The organism is Colwellia sp. BRX8-7, from assembly GCF_014077275.1.
Lineage (GTDB): Bacteria > Pseudomonadota > Gammaproteobacteria > Enterobacterales > Alteromonadaceae > Colwellia_A.
Map to the genome: position 1 here is coordinate 1 of NZ_JACGVP010000007.1, position 22,185 is coordinate 22,185.

General features: G+C 36.5%; 18 protein-coding genes, 1 tRNA gene and 1 pseudogene. 12 read left to right on the forward strand and 8 right to left on the reverse strand.

What is annotated here, in order from left to right; genetic code table 11:
• A pseudogene (locus H4J57_RS20020) lies at positions 1-123 on the reverse strand (transposase); the annotation flags it as partial.
• Between the two features lie 280 nt (positions 124-403).
• On the opposite strand from H4J57_RS20020, the gene H4J57_RS08285 reads away from it, so the two are divergent.
• On the forward strand, positions 404-1,180 hold the full coding sequence (locus H4J57_RS08285) for a hypothetical protein (protein WP_182242493.1): 777 nt from the start codon (positions 404-406) through the stop codon (positions 1,178-1,180).
• Positions 1,181-1,639: 459 nt separating this feature from the next.
• Here the strand turns inward: H4J57_RS08285 and H4J57_RS08290 are convergent, their stop codons facing one another.
• The gene (locus tag H4J57_RS08290) at positions 1,640-2,806 is read right to left on the reverse strand and encodes a methyl-accepting chemotaxis protein (protein WP_182242494.1); all 1,167 of its coding nucleotides are present in this window, start codon (positions 2,804-2,806) and stop codon (positions 1,640-1,642) included.
• A 662-nt stretch (positions 2,807-3,468) separates the two neighbouring features.
• Here H4J57_RS08290 and can point away from each other — a divergent pair.
• From can to H4J57_RS08315, 5 genes are all read left to right on the forward strand, one after another.
• On the forward strand, positions 3,469-4,068 hold the full coding sequence (gene can / locus H4J57_RS08295) for a carbonate dehydratase (RefSeq protein ID WP_070376043.1): 600 nt from the start codon (positions 3,469-3,471) through the stop codon (positions 4,066-4,068).
• A 3-nt stretch (positions 4,069-4,071) separates the two neighbouring features.
• The gene (gene cobA / locus H4J57_RS08300) at positions 4,072-4,878 is read left to right on the forward strand and encodes a uroporphyrinogen-III C-methyltransferase (RefSeq protein WP_182242495.1); all 807 of its coding nucleotides are present in this window, start codon (positions 4,072-4,074) and stop codon (positions 4,876-4,878) included.
• Positions 4,879-5,004: 126 nt separating this feature from the next.
• Positions 5,005-5,568 (forward strand): PH domain-containing protein, encoded by a 564-nt coding sequence (locus tag H4J57_RS08305; protein WP_182242496.1) that lies wholly within the window; start codon positions 5,005-5,007, stop codon positions 5,566-5,568.
• Positions 5,561-7,159 carry a PH domain-containing protein gene (locus H4J57_RS08310; protein ID WP_259366824.1) on the forward strand — a complete coding sequence of 533 codons (1,599 nt, stop codon included), beginning with the start codon at positions 5,561-5,563 and terminating at the stop codon, positions 7,157-7,159. Before H4J57_RS08305 ends, H4J57_RS08310 begins: the two co-directional genes overlap by 8 nt.
• 7 nt (positions 7,160-7,166) lie before the next feature.
• Positions 7,167-7,817, forward strand: coding sequence for a sulfotransferase (locus H4J57_RS08315; RefSeq protein ID WP_182242498.1), 651 nt, complete (start codon positions 7,167-7,169; stop codon positions 7,815-7,817).
• A 52-nt stretch (positions 7,818-7,869) separates the two neighbouring features.
• Here the strand turns inward: H4J57_RS08315 and H4J57_RS08320 are convergent, their stop codons facing one another.
• Positions 7,870-8,241 (reverse strand): DUF2750 domain-containing protein, encoded by a 372-nt coding sequence (locus H4J57_RS08320; protein WP_070376038.1) that lies wholly within the window; start codon positions 8,239-8,241, stop codon positions 7,870-7,872.
• Between the two features lie 157 nt (positions 8,242-8,398).
• On the opposite strand from H4J57_RS08320, the gene H4J57_RS08325 reads away from it, so the two are divergent.
• Positions 8,399-9,580: an HD-GYP domain-containing protein gene (locus tag H4J57_RS08325; RefSeq protein WP_182231392.1), complete on the forward strand. Its 1,182-nt coding sequence runs from the start codon at positions 8,399-8,401 to the stop codon at positions 9,578-9,580.
• 321 nt (positions 9,581-9,901) lie between these two features.
• On the opposite strand, the gene secF is transcribed toward H4J57_RS08325, so the two are convergent.
• The 5 genes from secF to queA form a co-directional block, all read right to left on the reverse strand.
• Complete coding sequence (secF, locus tag H4J57_RS08330) at positions 9,902-10,849, reverse strand: protein translocase subunit SecF (protein WP_070376037.1); 948 nt, start codon at positions 10,847-10,849, stop codon at positions 9,902-9,904.
• A gap of 13 nt (positions 10,850-10,862) precedes the next feature.
• The gene (secD, locus tag H4J57_RS08335) at positions 10,863-12,710 is read right to left on the reverse strand and encodes a protein translocase subunit SecD (protein ID WP_182218315.1); all 1,848 of its coding nucleotides are present in this window, start codon (positions 12,708-12,710) and stop codon (positions 10,863-10,865) included.
• A gap of 102 nt (positions 12,711-12,812) precedes the next feature.
• Positions 12,813-13,148, reverse strand: a complete 336-nt coding sequence (gene yajC, locus H4J57_RS08340; protein ID WP_182171028.1) for a preprotein translocase subunit YajC — start codon at positions 13,146-13,148, stop codon at positions 12,813-12,815.
• 58 nt (positions 13,149-13,206) lie between these two features.
• Positions 13,207-14,322, reverse strand: a complete 1,116-nt coding sequence (gene tgt / locus H4J57_RS08345) for a tRNA guanosine(34) transglycosylase Tgt (protein ID WP_182171367.1) — start codon at positions 14,320-14,322, stop codon at positions 13,207-13,209.
• A gap of 126 nt (positions 14,323-14,448) precedes the next feature.
• Complete coding sequence (queA, locus tag H4J57_RS08350; protein WP_182242499.1) at positions 14,449-15,501, reverse strand: tRNA preQ1(34) S-adenosylmethionine ribosyltransferase-isomerase QueA; 1,053 nt, start codon at positions 15,499-15,501, stop codon at positions 14,449-14,451.
• Positions 15,502-15,739: 238 nt separating this feature from the next.
• Between queA and aceK the strand changes: the two genes are divergently transcribed.
• From aceK to rimI, 5 genes are all read left to right on the forward strand, one after another.
• On the forward strand, positions 15,740-17,473 hold the full coding sequence (gene aceK, locus H4J57_RS08355; protein WP_182218311.1) for a bifunctional isocitrate dehydrogenase kinase/phosphatase: 1,734 nt from the start codon (positions 15,740-15,742) through the stop codon (positions 17,471-17,473).
• A 152-nt stretch (positions 17,474-17,625) separates the two neighbouring features.
• Positions 17,626-17,702 (forward strand) — tRNA-Trp (locus tag H4J57_RS08360).
• A 196-nt stretch (positions 17,703-17,898) separates the two neighbouring features.
• Positions 17,899-21,060 (forward strand): EAL domain-containing protein, encoded by a 3,162-nt coding sequence (locus H4J57_RS08365; protein ID WP_182242500.1) that lies wholly within the window; start codon positions 17,899-17,901, stop codon positions 21,058-21,060.
• 152 nt (positions 21,061-21,212) lie between these two features.
• Positions 21,213-21,563: a DNA polymerase III subunit psi gene (locus H4J57_RS08370; protein WP_182242501.1), complete on the forward strand. Its 351-nt coding sequence runs from the start codon at positions 21,213-21,215 to the stop codon at positions 21,561-21,563.
• 1 nt (position 21,564) lies between these two features.
• Entirely contained in the window at positions 21,565-22,014 is a 450-nt protein-coding gene (rimI, locus tag H4J57_RS08375) for a ribosomal protein S18-alanine N-acetyltransferase (RefSeq protein ID WP_182242502.1), read from the forward strand.
• The last annotated feature ends 171 nt before the right edge of the window (positions 22,015-22,185 follow it).

The following is a 22,185-nucleotide window of genomic DNA, read 5'->3' on the forward strand; positions in this document are numbered from 1 at the left end:
CTCATAACTGACACCGGTTTCTTTATCAACACCACATAAAAAGGCTTTTCGAACGGTTTGACTGCAAATATGATAATACGGCGTATCAGATAAACTAATTTGTTGTGAACGAGGCTTGGGCATAATAATCACCACACTTAACAGGGGTGATTTAAGTCTAGTTTATTGTTGAAAAAACAAACAAGTTATTATGGGTGGCTTAATAATATTATTCGAAAGAAAAAAAGTTGACTAAAATAATCGACATAAAGTAAGATTACTTGGCAACTCATTAATACTAAAAGGATTTATCATTAAAATATCTCATTTAATCTTCCTGTCATCCGTTTTATTATCAGTACCAGCTTTCGCAGAGTCAGAAAAAAAAACAATTAAACATGAATTACAATACGGTGTTATCAATTTGGCTAGTCTTTCATTTATAGATGGAGATTGGTCTGAATTTCCGATTGTCGGTGCCCGTTATAAATACTATTTTTCTCCTGTTGCCGATAATGAACAGCCTTACGATTTGCAATCCCATTTAGGTAGGAACAGTTGGTTAAAAGTTGATTTGAATGCTCTTAACTCTAATCCTAACTTAGCTGGCAAGTTATATTTTAGTCAACGTTGGAGTTTAGAAGCAGATTTTAGCTACCAACACAAAACACATAAAGACAGTTATACTGACCGTAATGGGGCATTAAAGACGAGCAAATATCAAGAAGATGAATTACTCACTGACCTTGTTCTGAACTATGCGGTTAGCCAACAATTGACGTTAGGGATTGGTATCCATAACTACTCTGAAAATAGTGAATATACGGATATCATTGATGATTATGTCGAATCCAATAACTCTCAATATGACAGCGATACTTTAATTGCTATTAAAGCTAGATATACAAGCATTAATGGAGGGAAAGGTTTGGACATTGCTTCTTCAATTTCGCATAACGAAGAACGAATTACGGCAAAAGTATTTACCACCTTTTACATTGCTAAACATAACGCTTATAAAGCTGGTGTAGTTTATTCTGATTTTTCTGATGACTGGAATAATGAGACCTTACTCACTATTTCATTGGCACATCACTATTGGTTTTCACACACAACTGCGATTAAATACGGTATATCATGGATAAGAGTTGATGGTAATAATTTCGGCTTGTTAGATATAAATGGAACTTGGCGCTTTTAGCGCTACCACATTATTTAGTCTCTAAAATTGAAATATTAACGACTGTAATGAGCTTTAAGCGGACTTAGAAATTAATGAATGACTAACTATAATGTACATAAAATGATTATTAGTATTGCTGGCTAAATATCAGAGGTTTTCACTAAAATGCAATTTCTAAAAAACAAGATAATCTGTTTATCACCTATTAAAAGTCAACTGTCGTATATGATGCCAATATCAAACATTATACTACGTCTGTGGAGCTTCACTCGGTATCGACATACACGAAAGTAATAATGCCATGATGCCATTGAATGGTCTTGCTGCTATAGGCATCGTCACACCTTATGATGATATACAAGGATGTACTTATGATGTTTCGCAAAAATCATCACCGTTTATCCTGAACATAAAAAAGCCCATGTTTAAATGGGCTTATGATAAAACGTTACTCTCTGTGCTTTTACATGCTAGTTTCTAAACACAAATCCTATTTAGGGTCGTAGCAACATCAACAGATACTTTTTGCTGTTGCTCTGCATGCTGGGCAACAGAACTTAAGCCATTAGTGATATCTCGACTCAAAGAGGCAACTTCAGCCATATTGGTATTAACCGCTGCAGTTGATTGCTGTTGCTGTTCAGTGCCACTAGCAATTTGAGAGGTTAAGGCATTAACCTCTTTAAAGACTCGACCTATTTGCTCTAACGCTTCAACCACTTCGGCTGAATGCGTTAAACTGTCTTGCGTCAATGCTTGACCACGCGAAATCGCCGTTACAGCATTCGTTGATTTCTCTTGCAGACCTTCAACCATTGAATGAATTTCAACCGTTGCTTCTTGTGTTCTATGCGCAAGTGCTCTTACTTCATCGGCAACAACTGCGAAACCGCGACCTTGCTCACCTGCTCGCGCTGCTTCTATCGCTGCATTTAATGCGAGTAAGTTTGTTTGGTCGGCAATGCCACGAATAACATCCAGAACAGAACCGATATTTGAACACTCTGTTTGCAGTAGCGCTAAGTCTGTCGCCATTTCGGTAACTTCTTTAGAAAAAGCTTCAATGGTTTGCTGACTGGTATTTGAAGAAGTTGTCCCTTGCGATAAAATGTCAATAACTTGATTAGTCGTCTCACTTACCTGTGAAGCACTCTCTGAAAGTATACTAGACGTTGACGCGACTTCATCAATAGAGTGAGCCATAAGTTCTATTTGACGGGCAGAATCATCAACGGCTCTCACTGAATCAGTCATTTGTGTGGCCAGTAAAAATGACCCCTCTTTTAACGATTCAGACTCGGTTCGCAATTCAGCAAGCACATCGGATAAGTCTCCAATAAAAGCACTAAGCTCATTGGTGACTTGAGCGAGTTCATCATTACCTTCATCAACTAATGGGCCAGGAGGCGCCTGCTTGGTACTCACCACAAGCGTTAAGTAATGAAGTAACTTTGTTAATCGAGACGACAGCTGACTTTGAGTAAATATATAACCTGATATTAATTGGGCAACCACTAATAGAGACAATATACCGATAACAGACGACTTACTTAACTCATCTGTAAATAGCAAAATAAATAATACAGCTAATAATCCAAAAACAGCAGTCGGTATAAGTAATTTCACGCTTAAGCGAGTAAACATAGAGTATCCATGATGTTAGTTTAAAAAAAATAGCTGAGATTAAAGCTACTTGTCTTTATTTCCTTATAAATTACCTATTATTTAGCAGTTTTGCTAATAATATTTACTAATTTATACCATTCGACAAAAATCAGCTGTTATTTTAACGATACCAAGTAACAATTGATTGTCGAACATTCAACGTTAACCGCCAGCACTTATAATATAATGATAGGTGCTGGCGGATAAATAAAAAGAGAAAGACAATAAATAGTTTAGCTAAAATCAAAGCCAAACTTTATTTTTATTGGGACATAAACCATTTAATTTTCCCTTTATAACGTCATGATTAAAAGTCTTAGCTATTTGCTTTGCTTAAATTCACCTAAATCGCCCTTTTTTAGCTAATAGATAAGTTGATTTCTTCTTAGTCAGCACACCAAACTCAGCTACTTTGATTGTTTTTCTTTTTAGTACAACTGCTTTAGTTTTTGTATTGCTAAAATTGTCGCTCACATAAGGTTGAGATGACTCTGCCTAGTTAAGTTTTCATAATATCGGCAGTTATGGCTAAGTGCCCAACTAAATGGATATACATCATAAATAATTGATATCACATTTATCTTTCACTTTTTGGTGTATTCTCATAAAATCAATGAATAGATTATTTAACAAGGCATTCCGTGACTTCAATTCAACATTTGTTCGACAATAATCAGCAGTGGGCTGAAAAGATAAAAAAAGCAGACCCCGATTTTTTTAAACGCTTGTCAGAACAACAAAAACCGGAATATTTATGGATAGGTTGCTCTGACTCAAGAGTACCAGCCAATGAATTGCTCGGTATGTCACCAGGCGAAGTGTTTGTTCATCGTAATATTGCTAATCAAGTTATCCATACCGATTTAAATTGCCTTTCTGTTATTCAATTTGCTGTAGAAAACCTAAAAGTTAAACATATAATAGTATGTGGTCACTATGGCTGTGGCGGTATTACAGCATCAATTGATAATAAGCGTCATGGGCTAATCGATAATTGGTTAGGGCATATTAAAGATGTTTATCGTTTTCACAAAGAGCGGCTTGATGCCGTTGAAGACCAGCAAACAAAGGTCAACTTACTTTGTGAACTCAATGTGATTGAGCAGGTAGCCAATGTTTGTCATACCACCACATTAGTCAGTGCCTGGAATGCCAATCAAGATGTCACCGTACACGGCTTTGTCTATAATATACACGACGGTATTTTGAAGAACTTAAACGTTTCTTCTAATGGTAAATAATCAATGACCTTAATAATGCCTGACTCACCTAACAGTAAACAACCTTTTGCTTGTGGCGAAGTCGCTTTAGTTGGCGCGGGTCCTGGCGATCCTGATTTATTAACCTTACAAGCTTTTCGTTTTATTAAACAAGCTGAAGTCGCCATTTATGACCGATTAGTAAGTGCTGAAATATTAGCGTTATTACCCGAAAATTGTCAGCGAATTTATGTCGGCAAAAAACAAGCAGAACACAGAGTCCCCCAAGAAAAAATTAATCAGTTATTAGTTGATTATGCTAAACAAAACAAAAAAGTTTTACGCTTAAAAGGCGGCGATCCTTTTGTTTTTGGTCGAGGTGGTGAAGAGGCACAATATACCTTAAAAAATGGTATCGCTTGTCATATTGTACCAGGAATGACCGCGGCCTCTGCTTGCACTAGCTATGTAGGTATCCCTTTAACGCATAGACAAGTCGCACAAAGTTGCACATTTATTACTGGTAACGTCCAAGACAATGGTGAATTATCACTGCCATGGCACACGCTTAACGATAATAAACAAACCGTTGTCTTTTATATGGGGATCAAAAGCTTACCCATTATCAGTGATCAACTAATCAAGGCGGGTCGTAAAGCTTCAACACCCGCAGCATTGATTTATAAAGGAACAAATCCAGAACAACAAGTTTACCGTGGTTCGTTAGCGGGATTGAACCACTTAGTTGAATTACATGATATAAAACCACCAACATTAGTCATTATTGGTGATGTTATTAACACATTTGATGAGAAGCGCTTGATGAATTTAGGTTATTTATCACCCGAATAATACTAAACACCTAAGAAAGCCAAGCTCCACACTGCGCGAATATTAACCATATCATTCGGTTTATTTTAAGAATTATAATAACAATTACCCACACTTTTGATAATAAAAATAATAGGAATAGCGATAATGCAGGGCACCGAGAATATCCCAGGAACGGTTAACTTTTCAAACACAGATATAACGAGTAACGATTTACCAAGATTAGACTCATTAAAATTTGAAATGTTATCGCCGCTTTATGCAAAAAGTAACCGCTATATCTCCTTATTTCTCACCCTGTTTATTATAAGTATTTTATTTATCGTTCAGCTACAACACTTTATTACCTTAACTACTGCAGTAAGTAACTTTCTAAGTTATGTTATTTGGATAATAGCACTGGTTGGCTTTATGAGTACCCTTTACACTATAGTTGCTGATAAAAGAAAGTTTTACGCGCTTCGCCAACAAGATCTTAGTTATCAAAGTGGCGTTATTTTTCTCAAAACTGTTAGCCAACCCATGCTACGTATTCAACATGTAGAGCTAAAGCGTGGTCCTATTGATCGAAAAATAGGTTTGGCTAAACTGCAAGTTTTCAGCGCTGGTGGTGCACTGCACACTTTTGAAATCCCAGGTTTACCGTTAGAGAAAGCAGAGAGCATTCGCCAATTTATTCTTGATCACAAAGATGTTAACCATCATGGATAAATCAACACCGACGCTAGAGAGTGACGGAGAAGTAACAATTCCCCCTCTTGGCTCGAAACAAAACACCAAAGACTGGCAGCGTATATCACCTATCGCTATTATTTATTTTTTAGCAAAATTTGTGATGGGATTTTTAAGTAATATCGTCGTTTTTTTACCCGCATTATATTTAGGTTACGATAATTTTATTGCACATCCCCATTTGTGGCTACCAATAGGTTTAGCCATACTCGCCATTATTATGATCTCGACCTTTTTAAGTTTCTACTTCTTTCAGTATCGATTATATCAGGATCATATTGAAATACGCTCTGGCGTAATTTCAAAGAAATACGTTAATTTACCCTTTGCTAAAATTCAAAACGTAAAACTAGAGCAGCCGTTGTATTATCGACTATTTGGTTTTACCTGTCTTCAGCTTGATACTGCAGGCTCCGCCATGCAAGAAGCTAAAGTCGTCGCTTTAAAAGTAGACTTTGCCGAGCAACTTAAAGTAGAAATTTTAGCTCAACATAAAATAGCAAGTTCGACAGTCGCCGATGCCAAAACCGAAACAGTTAATGACTTAGCATCAAAGGATCAAAACAACGAAACTATTTTAAACACACGCAGTATTACAGACCTTATTATTCATGGCTTAACTAACAACAGAATCTGGATTTTCCTCGGTGGCTTAGCACCATTTTTTGATGATTTTGGTCGCTATATTGTTGAATTTTTTAATGGCTTAGGTATCGACCTTGAAAAATTCTTAACGTTTGCTGATAAACCCATGTGGCAAGTTGGTTTATACGCACTGACCTTAACTTTTATTATTTTATTACCTTTTACCTTATTTTCTATCGCCGGTTCTATTATTACTTTTTACCAGTTCACCTTAAGTAAAGTCGACGATCGTTATATTCGCCGAAGTGGTCTGTTAACCAAGTATGAAGTGATCATGCGGTTATCCCGCCTGCAAATGGTAGTTCGTCAACAAGATTGGCTTGATGTGATACTCAAACGAATTAACCTTAAATTTGAGCAAAGCAATAGTGCTTTAAATCAGTATCAAGCGAGTGCAGAAAATAATCGTATTATTGTTCCATCAATTAATCCTAGCGAATGTTTGGCGTTGGTTAACAACGTATACCCAACTAATAAAATGATGACTGTTGATTATCAAAGAATTAGTAAACGCTTTCTTTTGCGTAATCTTGGCTATATTCTCACTCCGATATTTATTTCACTGTTAGTCTTTTTCATCACTGTTGATAAAACTAATTTATTAATGGCTATAATTCCGGGTTATTTATTTGTTGGTTTGTTAATTTTTATGCGTTGGTTTCGTTGGGGCTATGCTAAAGATGAAGATTTTATTTATATCCGTAAAGGTTATTTTGGCGTCGACTATTACTGTTTTCCTATTTTTAAAACTCAACAAGTTCAGTTTAAACAAAGTTGGTTTCAAAAACGCCACCAACTCAGTTCAGTAAGCATAGTATTAGCGGCAGGCGCTCAAGATATTCCTTTTATCAAACAAGAGTTTGCCTACCAATTACTTGATAATGCACTTTACCAAGTAGAAAGTAGCCGCAAATCTTGGATGTAACTAAGAGATGAACAGCACTAAAATATTCATTATCGGCTTACCTCGCACCGGCACCACCAGTATTTGTGCCGCTATGCTTGAACTCGGCTATACCGTCGCACACACAGCTTATACGCAAAAAACTTTTGATCATGCAAAAGTGATCGCCGATACGCCCATTTTTGCTGATTTTAAACGTCTAGATACATTTTACCCTAACAGTAAATTTATCTATTTGTCCCGTGAGTCACAAAAATGGTTACCGTCGATTAAGCAATTACTTCAACGAATGTATATCAATCTCACCCGAGATGATGGTGGTTTTAATACGATCATTAAACGCTGTTACCAGAGTACATTTTCACCTTTTACGTCAGATAATATTGAAGATGATAATTTTTTATCATTATGCTACCAGCGGCATAAGAGTGAGGTTGGGCAATATTTTATTGCTCGCCCACAAGACTTACTCACTATAGATGTTAGCGAGTCAGACAGTTATCAGAAATTACTCAACTTTTTATCTTTAGCGCAAGGAAATGAGTCGGCAAGCTTTGAGCGGCTCAATACGGGTGGCAAAGTGACCGCCTGGAAAGATTTAATCAATAAAAATAAAATAGCGTCGACCAAGAATGGTCGAATAAGTTTACTAACTTATTTAGATGTATCAGGCGAATAACAACAGCACGTTGAGCTCTATAATAAAGTCAACATACTGCTTTTTCTAAACGTTACAAAGCTTCAATTTCAGCGAGTGCTTGACTAAACTCGGCTAAATCTAACTCAACATATGTATTATCATCTGTATCACTAGTTTCTTCTTGCCAATTAATACCAACAATAACGCCGTCTTCACTAAGGTCTTCTAACCAAAATTCCAACCAGTCACTTAAAGTTATTTTAGTCGGTACATATTCCTGCCATTCATCAACACAATGTTTCTGAGCGAGTTCTTGGCTTGACCATAATGGCATAACTTCAGTGTTTTCAAAATTAATAGAGTCAAGTACCACCCAATCTTCTGCTGACTTTTCTTGCAGTGCCCAGAACGATTGATTGTTTTTAACGTCGACTAAAAAGGTGCTTAAGATTGTTGAATTCATGATTATTGGTATCAATTAATTAATGAGCAGTCTTTAATTATCTCACACCATCTCATTTGCTAATATAACAATTTATTGTAAAAGTATAAAAAATAAGCAAGTATGAATGAATATGGAACAATAATAATAAAAATACTATATGACTGAAGAAGTTAGATTGAAGACATTAAGCATTGATGAATTAGAAATTGGTATGTTCGTTACCACCGTAATGCTTAAACACAGCAAAACAAAAGTAAAAAACCAAGGCAGAGTTAACTCTCAAAGCACAATAATGTCTTTAAAAAAACAAGGCGTTACTCAAGTTATTATCAAACTTGAGTCTGATAAGGAACAAAATAAAAATTTAACAGCTAAAGAAGAGAAATTATCAACTGCAGAGTCAGTGACTTTACCTTGCTCATTAAATGAAGAATTTTCACGTTCGTGTGAAATCTATGATGATAGTAATAAAAAAATTCAAGATTTATTCAACCAAGCGAAAAGTCAAAAAAATCTATCACCACAGGCAATCAGTTTGCTCGCGTCAGAGATAACCAATTCGGTTATTCGTAATCAATATGCCATAACTATTTTAACGCGTATTCGCCATCATTCTACCTATCAATGGGAGCATGCCACTAACTGCGCCATCTTAGTCTGTGGCTTTGCACTTTTCCTTGGCTTAAATAAAGAAACCGCTGAAAAAATGGCATTAGGCGCTTTATTACATGATATTGGTGTTGCAAAAATACCCAAAGGGATCATTGAAAAACCAGATAAACTAACAATTAATGAAATGGATATTGTTAAAAAACACCTTGCATGGGGACATCAGCTTTGTAAAAAAGATGGCTTTAATGATCCTATTATTATGGATATGTTGATTAATCACCATGAACGATTAGATGGTTCTGGCTACCCTAGGGGTTTAAAAAAAGAAAAACTTTCTAAACTTGCTCGTATTACTGCAATTATTGATGTTTATGACGCTGTAACAGGTGATAAAGCTTATAAAAAAGGTCAACAACCCATTAACGCGTTACGTTATTTATTAGCAGAAAAAGGCAAGTTTGATCAGCAACTTGTTCAACAGTTTATTAAATATTTAGGTGTCCATCCGGTGGGCTCACTGGTTAAACTATCAAATGATAAAATAGCCATTGTAGTTGAAGGCAACAGAGCTGACCCGCTAAAACCTAAAGTAAAAATTTTTTATAGCTTAAAACTCCAAAATTATATTAATTCAAAAGATTGCGACCTTTCACTTGTCGCTATTACCATCGTTGGCTCGGCCCGAGCTGAAGACTATAATATTAACATTGCTAAAGTGATACACGACATTGCCAATAAAGCCTAACATACCTTAAATGTCCTTTTTTAGGCAAAAAAAAGCCGCGTAAGTTACGCGGCATAAAAACATTTGTAAGGGAATAACAAAAGTTTGGTAAGAGCATCGCCCTTAAGAACTAGAGTAATTATACTAATAAACTATTTAATGTAAATACCATACACTAATAAAATTGAAAATTAGCACAATTTTATTTCAAATATCATCTTAATAGTTATTAATAAGCCCTTTTAAACGGTGCTAATCAGTTAATCTTCTTGATAAGACAATAAAAAGCCGAGTAAGAATACTCGGCTTTTAGTTAACAACTTTTATTATCTGATTGATACGTTAAGGCGTCATCTCTTCTTGATCTGCGCCTTCTTTATCAATCACTTCTGGTATCAAGTCTTCTTTAGAAATACCAAAAGCGAGTGCAACTGAGCTTGCTACATAAATAGATGAATAAGTACCAACAAAGACCCCAAACAATAACGCGGTTGCGAAACCATGAATAAGCTCACCACCTCTAAAAAACAGTGCAGCTAATACTAATAACGTGGTTATTGACGTTATAAAAGTACGACTTAAGGTTTGTGTTAACGAAATATTGATAATATCTGCTGGCCCGCCTTCACGTAATTTACGAAAGTTTTCACGAATACGGTCAGATACAACAATCGTATCATTGAGTGAGTAACCTATAACCGCCAATATCGCTGCAAGCACCGTCAGGTCAAACTCAAGTTTTAATACCGAGAACAAGCCTAGTGTTAACAATACATCATGAAATAAAGCAAACACCGAACCTAAAGCGAAACGCCATTCAAAGCGGAATGCTACGTAAACGAGAATACAAATTAGCGCAGTTAACATCGCTAATCCGCCCTGCTCTGCTAATTCATCGCCGACGCTGCCACCCACAAATTCAATACGGCGCATTTCCATGGTTTGCCCTGTGCCTTCTTGTAAGGCACTAAGTACTTCATTACCGAGCATTTCAACGTTTAAACCTTCGCGCTCTGCTAAACGAATAACCACATCACGGCTAGTACCATATAACTGCACAACCGCATCTGGATAGCCATTACTGTCCATTACCGCACGAATTTTGTTTAAATCGGCCGCTTTTTCAAAACCCACCTCAATTAATGTTCCACCCGTAAAATCTAAGCCGAAGTTTAATTTATTGGTCATTAAAGAAAATACAGAAGCAAGCATCAATAAAACACTAAACATCAATGCTCCCTTGCGGTAACTCATAAAGGCGACAGTTTCTTTTAATTGTAAAATTTGCATAAATATCTACGCCCTATATTGAAAGTTTGTCGAGACGTTTTCCGCCCCAAACAGCATTAACTACGGTTCGTGTACCAACAACCGCTGTAAACATTGAGGTAAGAATACCGATAGATAACGTTATCGCAAAACCCTTAATCGGACCTGTACCAACAGCATACAAAATAAGTGCCGCAATAAGCGTGGTAATATTGGCATCAATAATGGTTGAAAATGCTGCCTCATATCCTTGGTGAATAGATTGTTGAATCGACTTACCTTCACGTATTTCTTCTCGTATACGTTCGAATATAAGTACGTTGGCATCTACTGCCATACCAACTGTTAGTACAATACCTGCCATACCGGGTAACGTTAATGTTGCCCCAGGAATTAACGACATCACCCCAACAATTAAGATTAAGTTAGCACCAAGCGCTAGATTTGCTACCACACCAAAAGCACGGTAATAAATAATCATAAAAATAAACACTAAGCCAAAGCCCATTAAAATAGCTTCAAAACCAAGCCTAACATTTTCAGCACCTAATGTAGGTCCAACCGTTCGCTCTTCAACAATTTGAATCGGTGCTACAAGCGCTCCAGCACGTAACAATAGTGCTAAATTATGTGCTTCACTTTGGCTACCCGCACCAGTAATGCGGAAGGTTTTACCTAAACGTGCTTGAATGGTTGCTACTGAGATAACTTCTTCTATTTTTTCAAAAATAGTATTCCCTTCAGCATCTTTACGGTCAGTGGGTTTATATTCAATAAATACCGTCGCCATTGGCTTACCGATATTACTTTTAGTCCCATTGGACATTTTTCCGCCGCCGGCAGAATCAAGCGAAATATTTACTTGTGGACGGCTATACTCGTCAAAGCTTGAGCCTGCATCAACAATATGATCACCGGTTAGCATCACACGTTTTTTCAATAAAACAGGTTTGCCGTCACGTTCATATAATAACTTAGAGCTCGCTGGCACTCGGCCATTGAGTGCAGCACTTAAATCGCCGTCGGTATCAACGAGCCTAAATTCGATAGTTGCCGTTGCATTTAAAATTTCTTTTGCTTTAGCTGTATCTTGCACGCCGGGTAATTCAATGATGATGTGTTTTTTACCTTGGCGTTGCACAAGCGGCTCAGAGACACCCAATTCATTAACACGATTACGAATAATGGTAATGTTTTGTTGCAAGGCATATTCGCGAACTTCTTTAATTTTTTCATCGGTCATTTTTGCAGACAAGGTTAAATTATCCGCATTTTCTGACATTAAAAAGTCACGGTAGCGTTTTTTCAAAAAGTCATGGGCTGTAGTTAAGTCTTCCGCATTACGAAACTGAACATTGATGGAGTCGTTCGATTTTTTGACACTGCGGTAACGAATTTTTTCGCCACGTAAATCGGTACGAAAGTCATCGACTAAGGCGTCTTGCGCTTTAACTATCGCTTCACTCATGTTCACTTCCATTAGAAAGCTAACACCACCACTTAAATCTAAACCTAACTTCATCGGTGTACCACCAACACTTGCTAACCATGCAGGTGTTGCCGGCGTAAGATTTAACGCCACCGAAAATTTATCGCCTAAACTTTCCTCAAGCAAATCACGGGCACGAAGTTGTTGCTCGGTATCACTAAAACGGACAAGTAATTGGCCATTTTCAAGCACAATACTTGAGAATGAAATATTATCTGCAGTCAAATCGCTCTTTACGCTATCAAGCGTTGCAGCATTGGCTTCAACGCCACGTAAACCTGAAACCTGCACGGCAGGGTCTTCAGGGTATAAATTAGGTAAAGCATATAAAGCACCAAAAGCGACTATAAATAGCACCATCAGTGTTTTCCATAAGGGGTATTTGTTTAGCACAAGTTCATCCTTTTTATTAACGTTCTTTTAAATCATTGCAGGTTAGTCATAATGCTAAACTTGTTTAGCAAGAAGCCAAGCAAATAACTAACCCACTACGAATTACAATGACTTCATTGTGCCTTTAGGTAATACCGCATTGATTGCTGCTTTTTGAAGAACAACTTCAGTACCTTCAGCAACACTTACTACGATATAATCTTTTTCGTCTGAAACTTTCACAATTTTACCGACGATGCCGCCTTGTGTTAAAACTTCATCACCCTTTGATAATGCTGACATTAGGCCTTTATGCTCTTTTACACGCTTAGCTTGTGGGCGGTAAATCATAAAGTAAAAAACTAAACCAAAAACGGCTAGCATGATCAACATTGATGTGCCATCGGCACCTGCTGGTGCGCCGGTTGCTGCGTGTGCTTCACTGATAAATAAACTCATAATTTCCTCTGATTTTTATTGTTAATAAATGGATAATTCTTTTAATTTGTGTAAATAGCTATTTTAGTTCTGGAACGGGTAATCCGCGTAACGCATAAAACTCGCTCACGAAGTCGTCTAACTTACCTTGCTCTATAGCCGCACGCAATCCTTTCATAACACGTTGATAAAAATGTAAGTTATGTAAGGTATTTAATTGTGAGCCTAGAATTTCATTACACTTATCTAAATGATGCAAATAAGCGCGTGAATAATTTTTACAGGTATAACAGTCACATTCGCTGTCTAATGGCCCTGTATCTGTTTTGTGGCTGGCATTACGGATTTTAATAACGCCGTTAGTCACAAATAGATGACCATTTCGGGCATTACGTGTTGGCATAACACAATCAAACATATCAATACCACGACGCACACCTTCAACCAAGTCCTCAGGCTTTCCAACACCCATAAGATATCGGGGTTTATTCTCAGGGATCAAGGGGGTGGTGTGATCAAGAATGCGGATCATATCTTCTTTGGGCTCACCTACTGATAAACCACCGATCGCATAACCATCAAACTCGATGTCTTTTAAACCTTTAACAGAAACTTCACGTAAGTCTTCATACATGCCGCCTTGTACAATACCAAACAAAGCTGATTGATTATCGCCATGAGCAACTTTAGAACGCTGTGCCCAGCGTAGTGATAATTCCATCGAACTTTTTGATTCTTCATGTGATGCAGGATATGGCGTACACTCATCAAAAATCATCACAACATCGGCATCTAAACTGCGCTGAACTTCCATTGAACGTTCAGGGGTTAGCATTATTTTATCACCGTTAATAGGAGAACTAAACTTAACCCCTTCTTCGGTAATCTTACGCATTTTACCTAAACTGAACACCTGAAAACCACCAGAGTCAGTAAGAATTGGTTTTTGCCAATTAATAAAATTATGTAAACCGCCAAACTGTTCAACAATTTCAGTACCAGGACGTAGCATAAGATGAAAAGTGTTGCCTAGAATAATTTCAGCGCCTGTTGCCTCAACATCTTCCATTTTCATGCCTTTAACCGTGCCATAAGTCCCTACTGGCATAAACGCTGGCGTTTCTACTGTGCCACGATCAAACGTTAAACGGCCTCGACGTGCTTTACCGTCAGTATTGATTAATTGATACTTCATCTTGCTTTTTACTGGTTTAGTCACTGGTGCTACTGTTTTATCTGTCATATAGACTTTCTCCAAACCCTCTAGCGAAACAGGCTAGCGGTTGTTTATTATAAATTATTAAACGCTTTGTACGTCATCTTAAATATTGTAATCTTTTTTCGTTAAAAACATCGCATCGCCATAACTGAAAAAACGATATTTTTCATGCACTGCATGTTGATATGCAGACATCATGTGTTCGTAACCCGAGAAGGCGCTAACGAGCATTAACAGTGTTGACTCTGATAAATGAAAATTAGTGATTAAGGCATCAATCACTTGAAATTCATATCCTGGGGTAATAAAGATATCAGTGTCACCATAAAAAGCGCTAAGCGGTAAAGCTTTATCTTTAGCCACCTTAGCGGCACTTTCTATAGAACGTACCGATGTTGTACCAACTGCGATAACGCGACCGCCATTCGCTTTTGTAAAGGCTATCTGTTGAACAACTTCGTCAGATACTTCAACATACTCAGCATGCATAATATGGTCGGCTATTTCATCGACTTTTACTGGCTGAAAAGTACCCGCGCCAACGTGTAAGGTAATAAAAGCCAGATCGACACCCTTAGCTTTTATTTTTTCTAATAAATTTTCATCAAAATGTAAACCTGCGGTAGGTGCAGCAACCGCACCAGGTTTTTCATTATAAACAGTTTGATATCTTTCACGATCGCTGTCTTCATCAGGACGGTCTATGTAAGGAGGTAATGGCATATGGCCAATTTCTTCAAGCACAGATAAAACTGATTGTTCACCCTGTATTTCTAATTCAAATAGAGCACCATGGCGACCAAGCATAGTCGCAGAGACTTTGCCTTCTAAAATAAGTTTGTTACCCACTTTTGGTGACTTACTGGCACGAATATGAGCAAGAAAACGTTTTTCGTCGAGGATCCTTTCAACCAAAACTTCAATTTTACCACCACTTTCTTTTTGTCCAAACATACGTGCGGGTATTACGCGGGTATTATTGAAGATAAGTAGATCACCAGCATTAAGTTGTTCAATAATATCGGTAAATCCAAGATCAAGGATTTCACCACTATTACCGTTAACAGACATTAAACGACTTGAGGTACGATCCGCTTTCGGATATCGGGCAATAAGTTCTTCGGGTAAATCAAAAGAAAAGTCAGCTACGCGCATGTAAATACCAATTAGAATATCTATTTTAAGAGAATAAAAAACGCGTAATTTTAGTGTTCAGCGCCAACAATAGCAAGTAATAACGCCGATACAGTGGCAATAAAGGGTCAAGAGACCTTAAATATAAAACAGCTCTGTATTTACCTTGTTTATAATCATCATATTGGAAACTTTATCTCCCCTTTTTGACAATTTACCGTATGCTGAGATTATCGATAAATTTATAGTTGAAAATATCATGAACAATATTGCTTTTGCTCTCGCTAAAACCATCCTGAATGGCTTTGAGCGACATATCTATCTTTTTAGTGAAATTACTCAATCCGCAAAAAAACGCTTTGAACTCTGCCAATGGCAAGCGGTTCAAGATGCAGCAAAAAGTAGAACAGACTTTTATGATAAACGTGTTGAAGAAACACTTGAGACCATTAAAAAAGATTTTTTTGTCTCGAATCTTGACGAGCTTTTATGGCAAAACGTTAAGGTAAGTTACGTCGATTTATTAAAAGAACACCATCAACCAGAGCTAGCAGAGAGTTTTTATAACTCTATCTTTTGTCATTTATTTGAACGTAAGTACTACCACAATGCTTTTATTTTTGTAAAAAGTACCGTTGAAAAAATAGAAAACATTGCCAGTCCGGTTATATACACGCGCTATTTGCCAAGTGAGTTAGGCCTAGAGCAAACTATTGCGGCTATTATGAATAATGCCAACTTCAACATTCCCTTTGTTAACTTAGAAAGAGACATGAAAAGTCTTATAAAGTCTTTTCGCGTTCAAGCACATAAAACACGATATAAACTTAGCGAATTGAAGTTCGATATTCTTGATTTTATATTCTATCGTAACAAAGGGGCTTATATTATTGGTCGCGTTATTTCTCCTGGCGGTGAAACACCTTTTATTGTCCCTATTGTTAATAATGAAAAAGAAGGAAAAGCAGCAGGATTATACATAGATGCTTTGTTAACCGAAGGGGCAAATATGGCGGTAGTTTTCGGTTTTGCCCGCGCTTACTTTTTTGTCGACTGTCAGCACCCTTTTGCTTTAGTGCAATTTTTAAAACGCTTAATTCCTCATAAAACCTTAGCCGATTTATATTCAGCCATTGGTTTTCATAAACAAGGTAAAACACAGTTTTATCGCGATTTTCTCAATCACCTCGACGCAAGTGATGACAAATTTGAATTAGCTGCAGGTATTAAAGGTATGGTGATGTCAGTATTTACCTTACCCTCTTACCCTTATGTTTTTAAAATTATAAAAGATAAATTTGCCCCGAGTAAGACCATGACTAAGCAAGAAGTTAAAGGGAAATATCGCTTAGTTAAATTACATGACCGAGTTGGACGAATGGCTGACACCATGGAATACTCTGAAGTTGCTTTTCCCAAAGACCGTTTTAGTGAAGAATTATTAACAGAGCTGCTCAATGTTGCTCAATCTATTATTCGTTTTGAAGATGAATTAATTATCATCAAACATTTATATATTGAGCGTCGTATGACACCGCTCAATTTATATTTAGCTAAAGCGAGTGATGAGGAAATTGAAGAAGCAATGTATGGCTATGGCAGCGCGATCAAACAGTTAATTGCTGCCAATATTTTCCCCGGCGACATGTTACTCAAAAACTTTGGCGTAACCCGACACGGACGAGTCATATTTTACGATTATGATGAAATAACCTATATGGATGAAGTTAACTTTAGGGTGAAACCAGAAGCCATTACCGAGGAACAAATTTATGCAGCAGAACCTTGGTACTCGGTAGCACCTGGCGACATGTTTCCAGAGGAAATTGCGACTTTTGCGTTGGCAAATAAGAAATACCGCAATGCTTTTTTATTACATCATGCCGATTTGTTAGAAGCCAGTTTTTGGCAACAATGCCAAAAAAGTGTGGCTACGGGTAAATTTGAAGATGTATTCCCCTACCCAGAGGCACTACGTTTTTGTAATAATTAATATTGTATCTGTGATTGTTTGCTTTACCTGACAATAATTGAGTTTAAAACAAACGCAATGTTGTTATTTTAAGCAAACAGTCATTTATTTCATTTTTTTTGACTTTAGCGCTTTACCTTTGCTATTGCTTGCGTATAATTCGAATCCGTTGCAGGGGTGTAGTTCCAATTGGTAGAACAGCGGTCTCCAAAACCGACGGTTGGGAGTTCGAATCTCTCCACCCCTGCCAATTATTTTCTTAGCTATTTCTAGCTAAGATCAATAGTATTATCTTTATAAATCATCGTAAACCTAATAGTTACTCTGTCATATCTAAATAAGAGCGGTCGTTATATTTATTAAAGTATAATTTATATTTAGGTGAAGAAATAAAAATATAACCTATAATATATTTATTGCTTCTAATAATATCTGACTGGAATAATTTGACACTTTTTAGTACTGTGCCCCAAATAAAATCACCCTCTTTATTATTTTCTTTATATTTTATAATATTTAGCGCTGTTGCCACAGAAATAACCAGTGAAGTAAATTTAGATACCGATTATCAGTCTATCCGTAATAATACGTCGATTTCATTTCAAGAAAAAGAAAATAGCTATACTAAACTGCTTGAACAAGTAACGCCGTTTGAAAACAAGCGCTTTGAAGCACTAATTATTAATCAGTTGCATTACAATGCTATCTTACAAGGAGATACTGTTAATGCTCAACGATGGCTAGATCGCTTTAAAAAAAACCTTAATCAAATCATTTCAAAAAAATCCTTACTCGCGTTAAATCTTCTATCAAAAAAAAATCAGCTGCTTGAGTTACAAAATGATCAACAACATCTGCCAGCATTAAAGATTTCCTTGGCGTTATTTAATCAGATGAACAACGTAATAATAAAAAAAAATAACAGTATTTTAAATGATGATGTCTACCTGACCAACCGAGATGTTGCTGAAATTAATAATTTAACTGGTATTTCGTATTTCTCAATTGGCGACTATGACCAAGCACAACAGTATTTTATTACTAGTTTGCGTTTATATGAAGACTTGCAGGCTTTACAAGGTGTCGCGGCGGCGCTTAATAATTTATCCCTAATTAGCTGGGCACAAAAAGATTTTCATGCTGCCTTAAAATATTTAGAGAGACCTATAGAGATATCACAACAGCTTAACGACAGTGCGCTTTATATCATTAACATTTCAAATCAAGGTATTTATTATACCGAGCTCAAACAGTATGAGAATGCAATCGTATCCTATAAAAAAGCGATTAATCACCCTGACAGTAAATATTTTCCTAAAGAGACATTAGGCGCCATTATTGGTCTCGCCGATGCCTACATTACAATTAATGAATTAACATTAGCAAAAAAGCAATTAGAAGAAGCGTTGCAATTAACTGCAGCAACTAAGAATAAAAAATCACAAATTAGTGCGGAAGGCTTTATTGGCGATATTTATCTACTGCAGGGAGAGCCTCTTCGAGCTTTAGCCATTTATAATCGCGCATTACTTTACTATCAAGAGACCAAACTTCAACAACTTGAAGCAGAGACTTATAAACGCATCAGCAAAGCTTATCAAGCGCAGAAAAAATGGCAACAAGCCTTTAATTTTTATGAAAAACATATCCTGTTAATTAATAAACTTAATGACGAAGCACAGCAAAAATCAATCAGGGTCCTACAAAATCAATATAAAGCAGAAGTAAAACAGAAAAAGATCAACTTATTACAAGCTGAAAATCAATTACAAACATTAGAGCTACAGTCAGCAAAAAATCAAAGTGTTGTGACCATTGTTATTAGTCTATTTTCCTTAATCATTTTATTACTTACGGTAAATCGTCATTATATACGAAAAGAAAAAGTACGTTTAACACGCCACAATAATGAAATCAGAGCCAATGAAGAACAGTTGATGTTATTGTCTATTGCTTTTAAGAATACAGCTGATGCAGTATGGATAACCAATAAAAACTTCGAAATTGAAGTAGTAAACAATGCTTACGTGACACACACCCACAAGCATAAGTCTGAAGTAATAGGTCAAAAGGTAGTTTTTGCAGAAATAAATGGCCAGCCTGCTGATTTATCTGAAAAATTGCGCGCTCAGGCTATGGTGCATGGTAGTTGGTTAGGAGAGCTTTTTGATCAAAAATCTACCGGTGAAATTTATAGTTTAGAATTAGAGATTGAAGCGATAACAAACGATAATAATGAAATTATCCATTATCTTGGTGTTTTTAGAGACATTACTGAAAAAGTAAAAATACAACAGCAATTAAGTAAGCTTGCTACCCACGATGATTTAACCGAATTGCCTAATAGAACCCTATTGCATGAATTGATTGTCCAATCTTCTTTGAACTCTCAGCGCTCTCAAAAGTCACCAACCGTACTATTACTTGATGTAAATAGTTTCAAAAAAATTAATGACACTTATGGCCATAGTGCCGGTGATGAAGTTATCCGTGAAATTGCCGATCGTTTAAGTACGGTATTATACCCAAAAGACGTTATTGCACGTATTAATGGTGCTGAATTTTGTATTTTAGTTGAGCTTTCTGACCCTAATTATGGCGCTATCGCTGTTGCACGGAAAATACTGTCTTGTTTTGACACTGCATATATATTTGATGACCACCAGTTGCCTGTTACCGCAAGCATTGGCATTACTCGATACCCTGAAGATGCTGATGTTCCTCAGGAGCTATTAAGAAAAGCAGCGTTGGCAATCTTTGATATTAAAGCTCAAAAAAAGAATAATTATCAATTTTTTGAACAGCGCATGAACAGTGAAGTTGCAGAACAATTAGCGCAAGAACAAAGGCTACTCACAGCAATAAAAAATGAGAGCTTTGAATTTTATTATCAACCCTTTGTTGATACTAAATCTGGCTTAATTTCAGGTGCAGAGGCCTTAATCCGGTGGGTTGAAGCGGACGGTAATATTATTTACCCTGACAGTTTTATTCCCTTTTCTGAAAAGCTTGGTCTAATAGACCAACTTGATAAAATCGCAATAAATAAGGTCTTCGCTCAAGTTGCTTTATGGCAAAAACAAGCGTTAGACTTTGGACCTATTGCCATTAATTTATCAGCAAAAATGTTTTCTGATTCAGCAGCCCTTATTGCACTTTTAAAAGCGAAACTAAACCAATATGGCATCTCTCCCGCCAGGATAAAAATTGAAATTACTGAAGGCATGTTACTGGATAAAATAGATATCGCTATTTTAACCATGCAACAGCTTAAGGCACTTGGCTTTAAGCTTTCATTAGATGATTTTGGTACAGGTTTTTCTTCTTTAAGTTACTTAAAACAATTTCCTATCGACATTCTCAAGATTGACCGTTCGTTTATTATGGGAATGCATGAATCTTCAATCGATCAAAGTATTGTTCGCTCTATTATTAACTTAGCTAATAATTTAAATTTAAGTGTTATCGCAGAAGGCGTGGAATTAAGTGAGCATTTAGCGTTTCTCCAACAATTAAACTGTCAGGAGTATCAAGGTTATTATTTCAGTAAAGCCATTAGTTTTAAAGAGTTAGAGCAACTAGTCATGACTCAAATCAAAACGCTATAAAGTATAATGGCTTTATCTTTTAATTTGCGATTAATTGAGAGTCACAGGATTAATACACCACCAATAATAACGGGTATATTTGGTATTAAGTGAAAATTCTGTCATTATGTGCTTCTTACTTACGCTATGCTTTATCGCCTTAATTTATGACCATGACTAAAAGACAGTTTTCGCACTTGCAGGCTATTGGTATTGAACTTTGGCAGTTAAAAAATAGCGAAAAAACGAACAATAGCGACCACCCTCTTTATCTAGACATTGAACTTGCTACATTAGTTGATACTCATATATTTACCGACATCCTGCATTCTTTAGGTTGCTCTATTGGTGAAGTAAGTTGCAATAATAATGCCTTATCGATAGGTTTATTAACCTGGCAATTTAGTGAACAGACTGATATATCACTAACAAAGCATCACTTGGTTACCCCGTCGATTAACGTTTTGAAAAATTCTCCGCTATTAAAACAAACACTTTGGCAAAAACTACAAGAAATTCAATAACATGACCTTTATCTATCATAAAATATCAAGTAACGACGTAGACTTATTAATCCCTATAGAGAATGCTTGTCACTCTCACCCATGGAGTGAAAAAACCTTTAACAGCTGTATTGGCGCGCGATATTTTGGTCATTACTTACAAGTGGATAATGAGTTAGTGGGGTTTTATATTGGCGAGCATGTCGCTGGTGAAGCAACGTTAATGGATGTTTGTGTATTACCAACACTGCAGGGCAAGGGTTATGGTAAAGCATTACTAGAACACTTTTTTATGCAATCAAAACAACTTAACAATACAGTTATTTGGTTAGAAGTTCGAGCAAAAAACATCAGTGCTCAAATGATGTATATCAATAGTGGTTTTATTGAAACTGGCAGAAGAACAGGTTACTACCCAAGTGCCTCTGGTTTCGGTTATGAAGACGCTATAGTCATGAAAAAAGTGCTCTAATACCTAATAAAGCAGGCATAAATGAGATTCCAGTTAATAGGGTTCAGTAAAAAAGCAGCTTCAACAATAAGAGCGACAAGAGTTAAAACCATCATACACGAAACAAAATAAAGCCTCTTTAATCATGACAATTAAAGAGGCTTTTACATATCACGGTTTCACGAATAAGCG

Bases quoted from the DNA above. Each gene is read 5' to 3' on its own strand.
- H4J57_RS08290 (WP_182242494.1), bottom strand. From the start codon at position 2,806: ATGTTTACTCGCTTAAGCGTGAAATTACTTATACCGACTGCTGTTTTT.
- cobA (WP_182242495.1), top strand. From the start codon at position 4,072: ATGACCTTAATAATGCCTGACTCACCTAACAGTAAACAACCTTTTGCT.
- H4J57_RS08305 (WP_182242496.1), top strand. From the start codon at position 5,005: ATGCAGGGCACCGAGAATATCCCAGGAACGGTTAACTTTTCAAACACA.
- H4J57_RS08310 (WP_259366824.1), top strand. From the start codon at position 5,561: ATGGATAAATCAACACCGACGCTAGAGAGTGACGGAGAAGTAACAATT.
- H4J57_RS08315 (WP_182242498.1), top strand. From the start codon at position 7,167: ATGAACAGCACTAAAATATTCATTATCGGCTTACCTCGCACCGGCACC.
- H4J57_RS08320 (WP_070376038.1), bottom strand. From the start codon at position 8,241: ATGAATTCAACAATCTTAAGCACCTTTTTAGTCGACGTTAAAAACAAT.
- secF (WP_070376037.1), bottom strand. From the start codon at position 10,849: ATGCAAATTTTACAATTAAAAGAAACTGTCGCCTTTATGAGTTACCGC.
- yajC (WP_182171028.1), bottom strand. From the start codon at position 13,148: ATGAGTTTATTTATCAGTGAAGCACACGCAGCAACCGGCGCACCAGCA.
- tgt (WP_182171367.1), bottom strand. From the start codon at position 14,322: ATGAAGTATCAATTAATCAATACTGACGGTAAAGCACGTCGAGGCCGT.
- queA (WP_182242499.1), bottom strand. From the start codon at position 15,501: ATGCGCGTAGCTGACTTTTCTTTTGATTTACCCGAAGAACTTATTGCC.
- aceK (WP_182218311.1), top strand. From the start codon at position 15,740: ATGAACAATATTGCTTTTGCTCTCGCTAAAACCATCCTGAATGGCTTT.
- H4J57_RS08370 (WP_182242501.1), top strand. From the start codon at position 21,213: ATGACTAAAAGACAGTTTTCGCACTTGCAGGCTATTGGTATTGAACTT.
- rimI (WP_182242502.1), top strand. From the start codon at position 21,565: ATGACCTTTATCTATCATAAAATATCAAGTAACGACGTAGACTTATTA.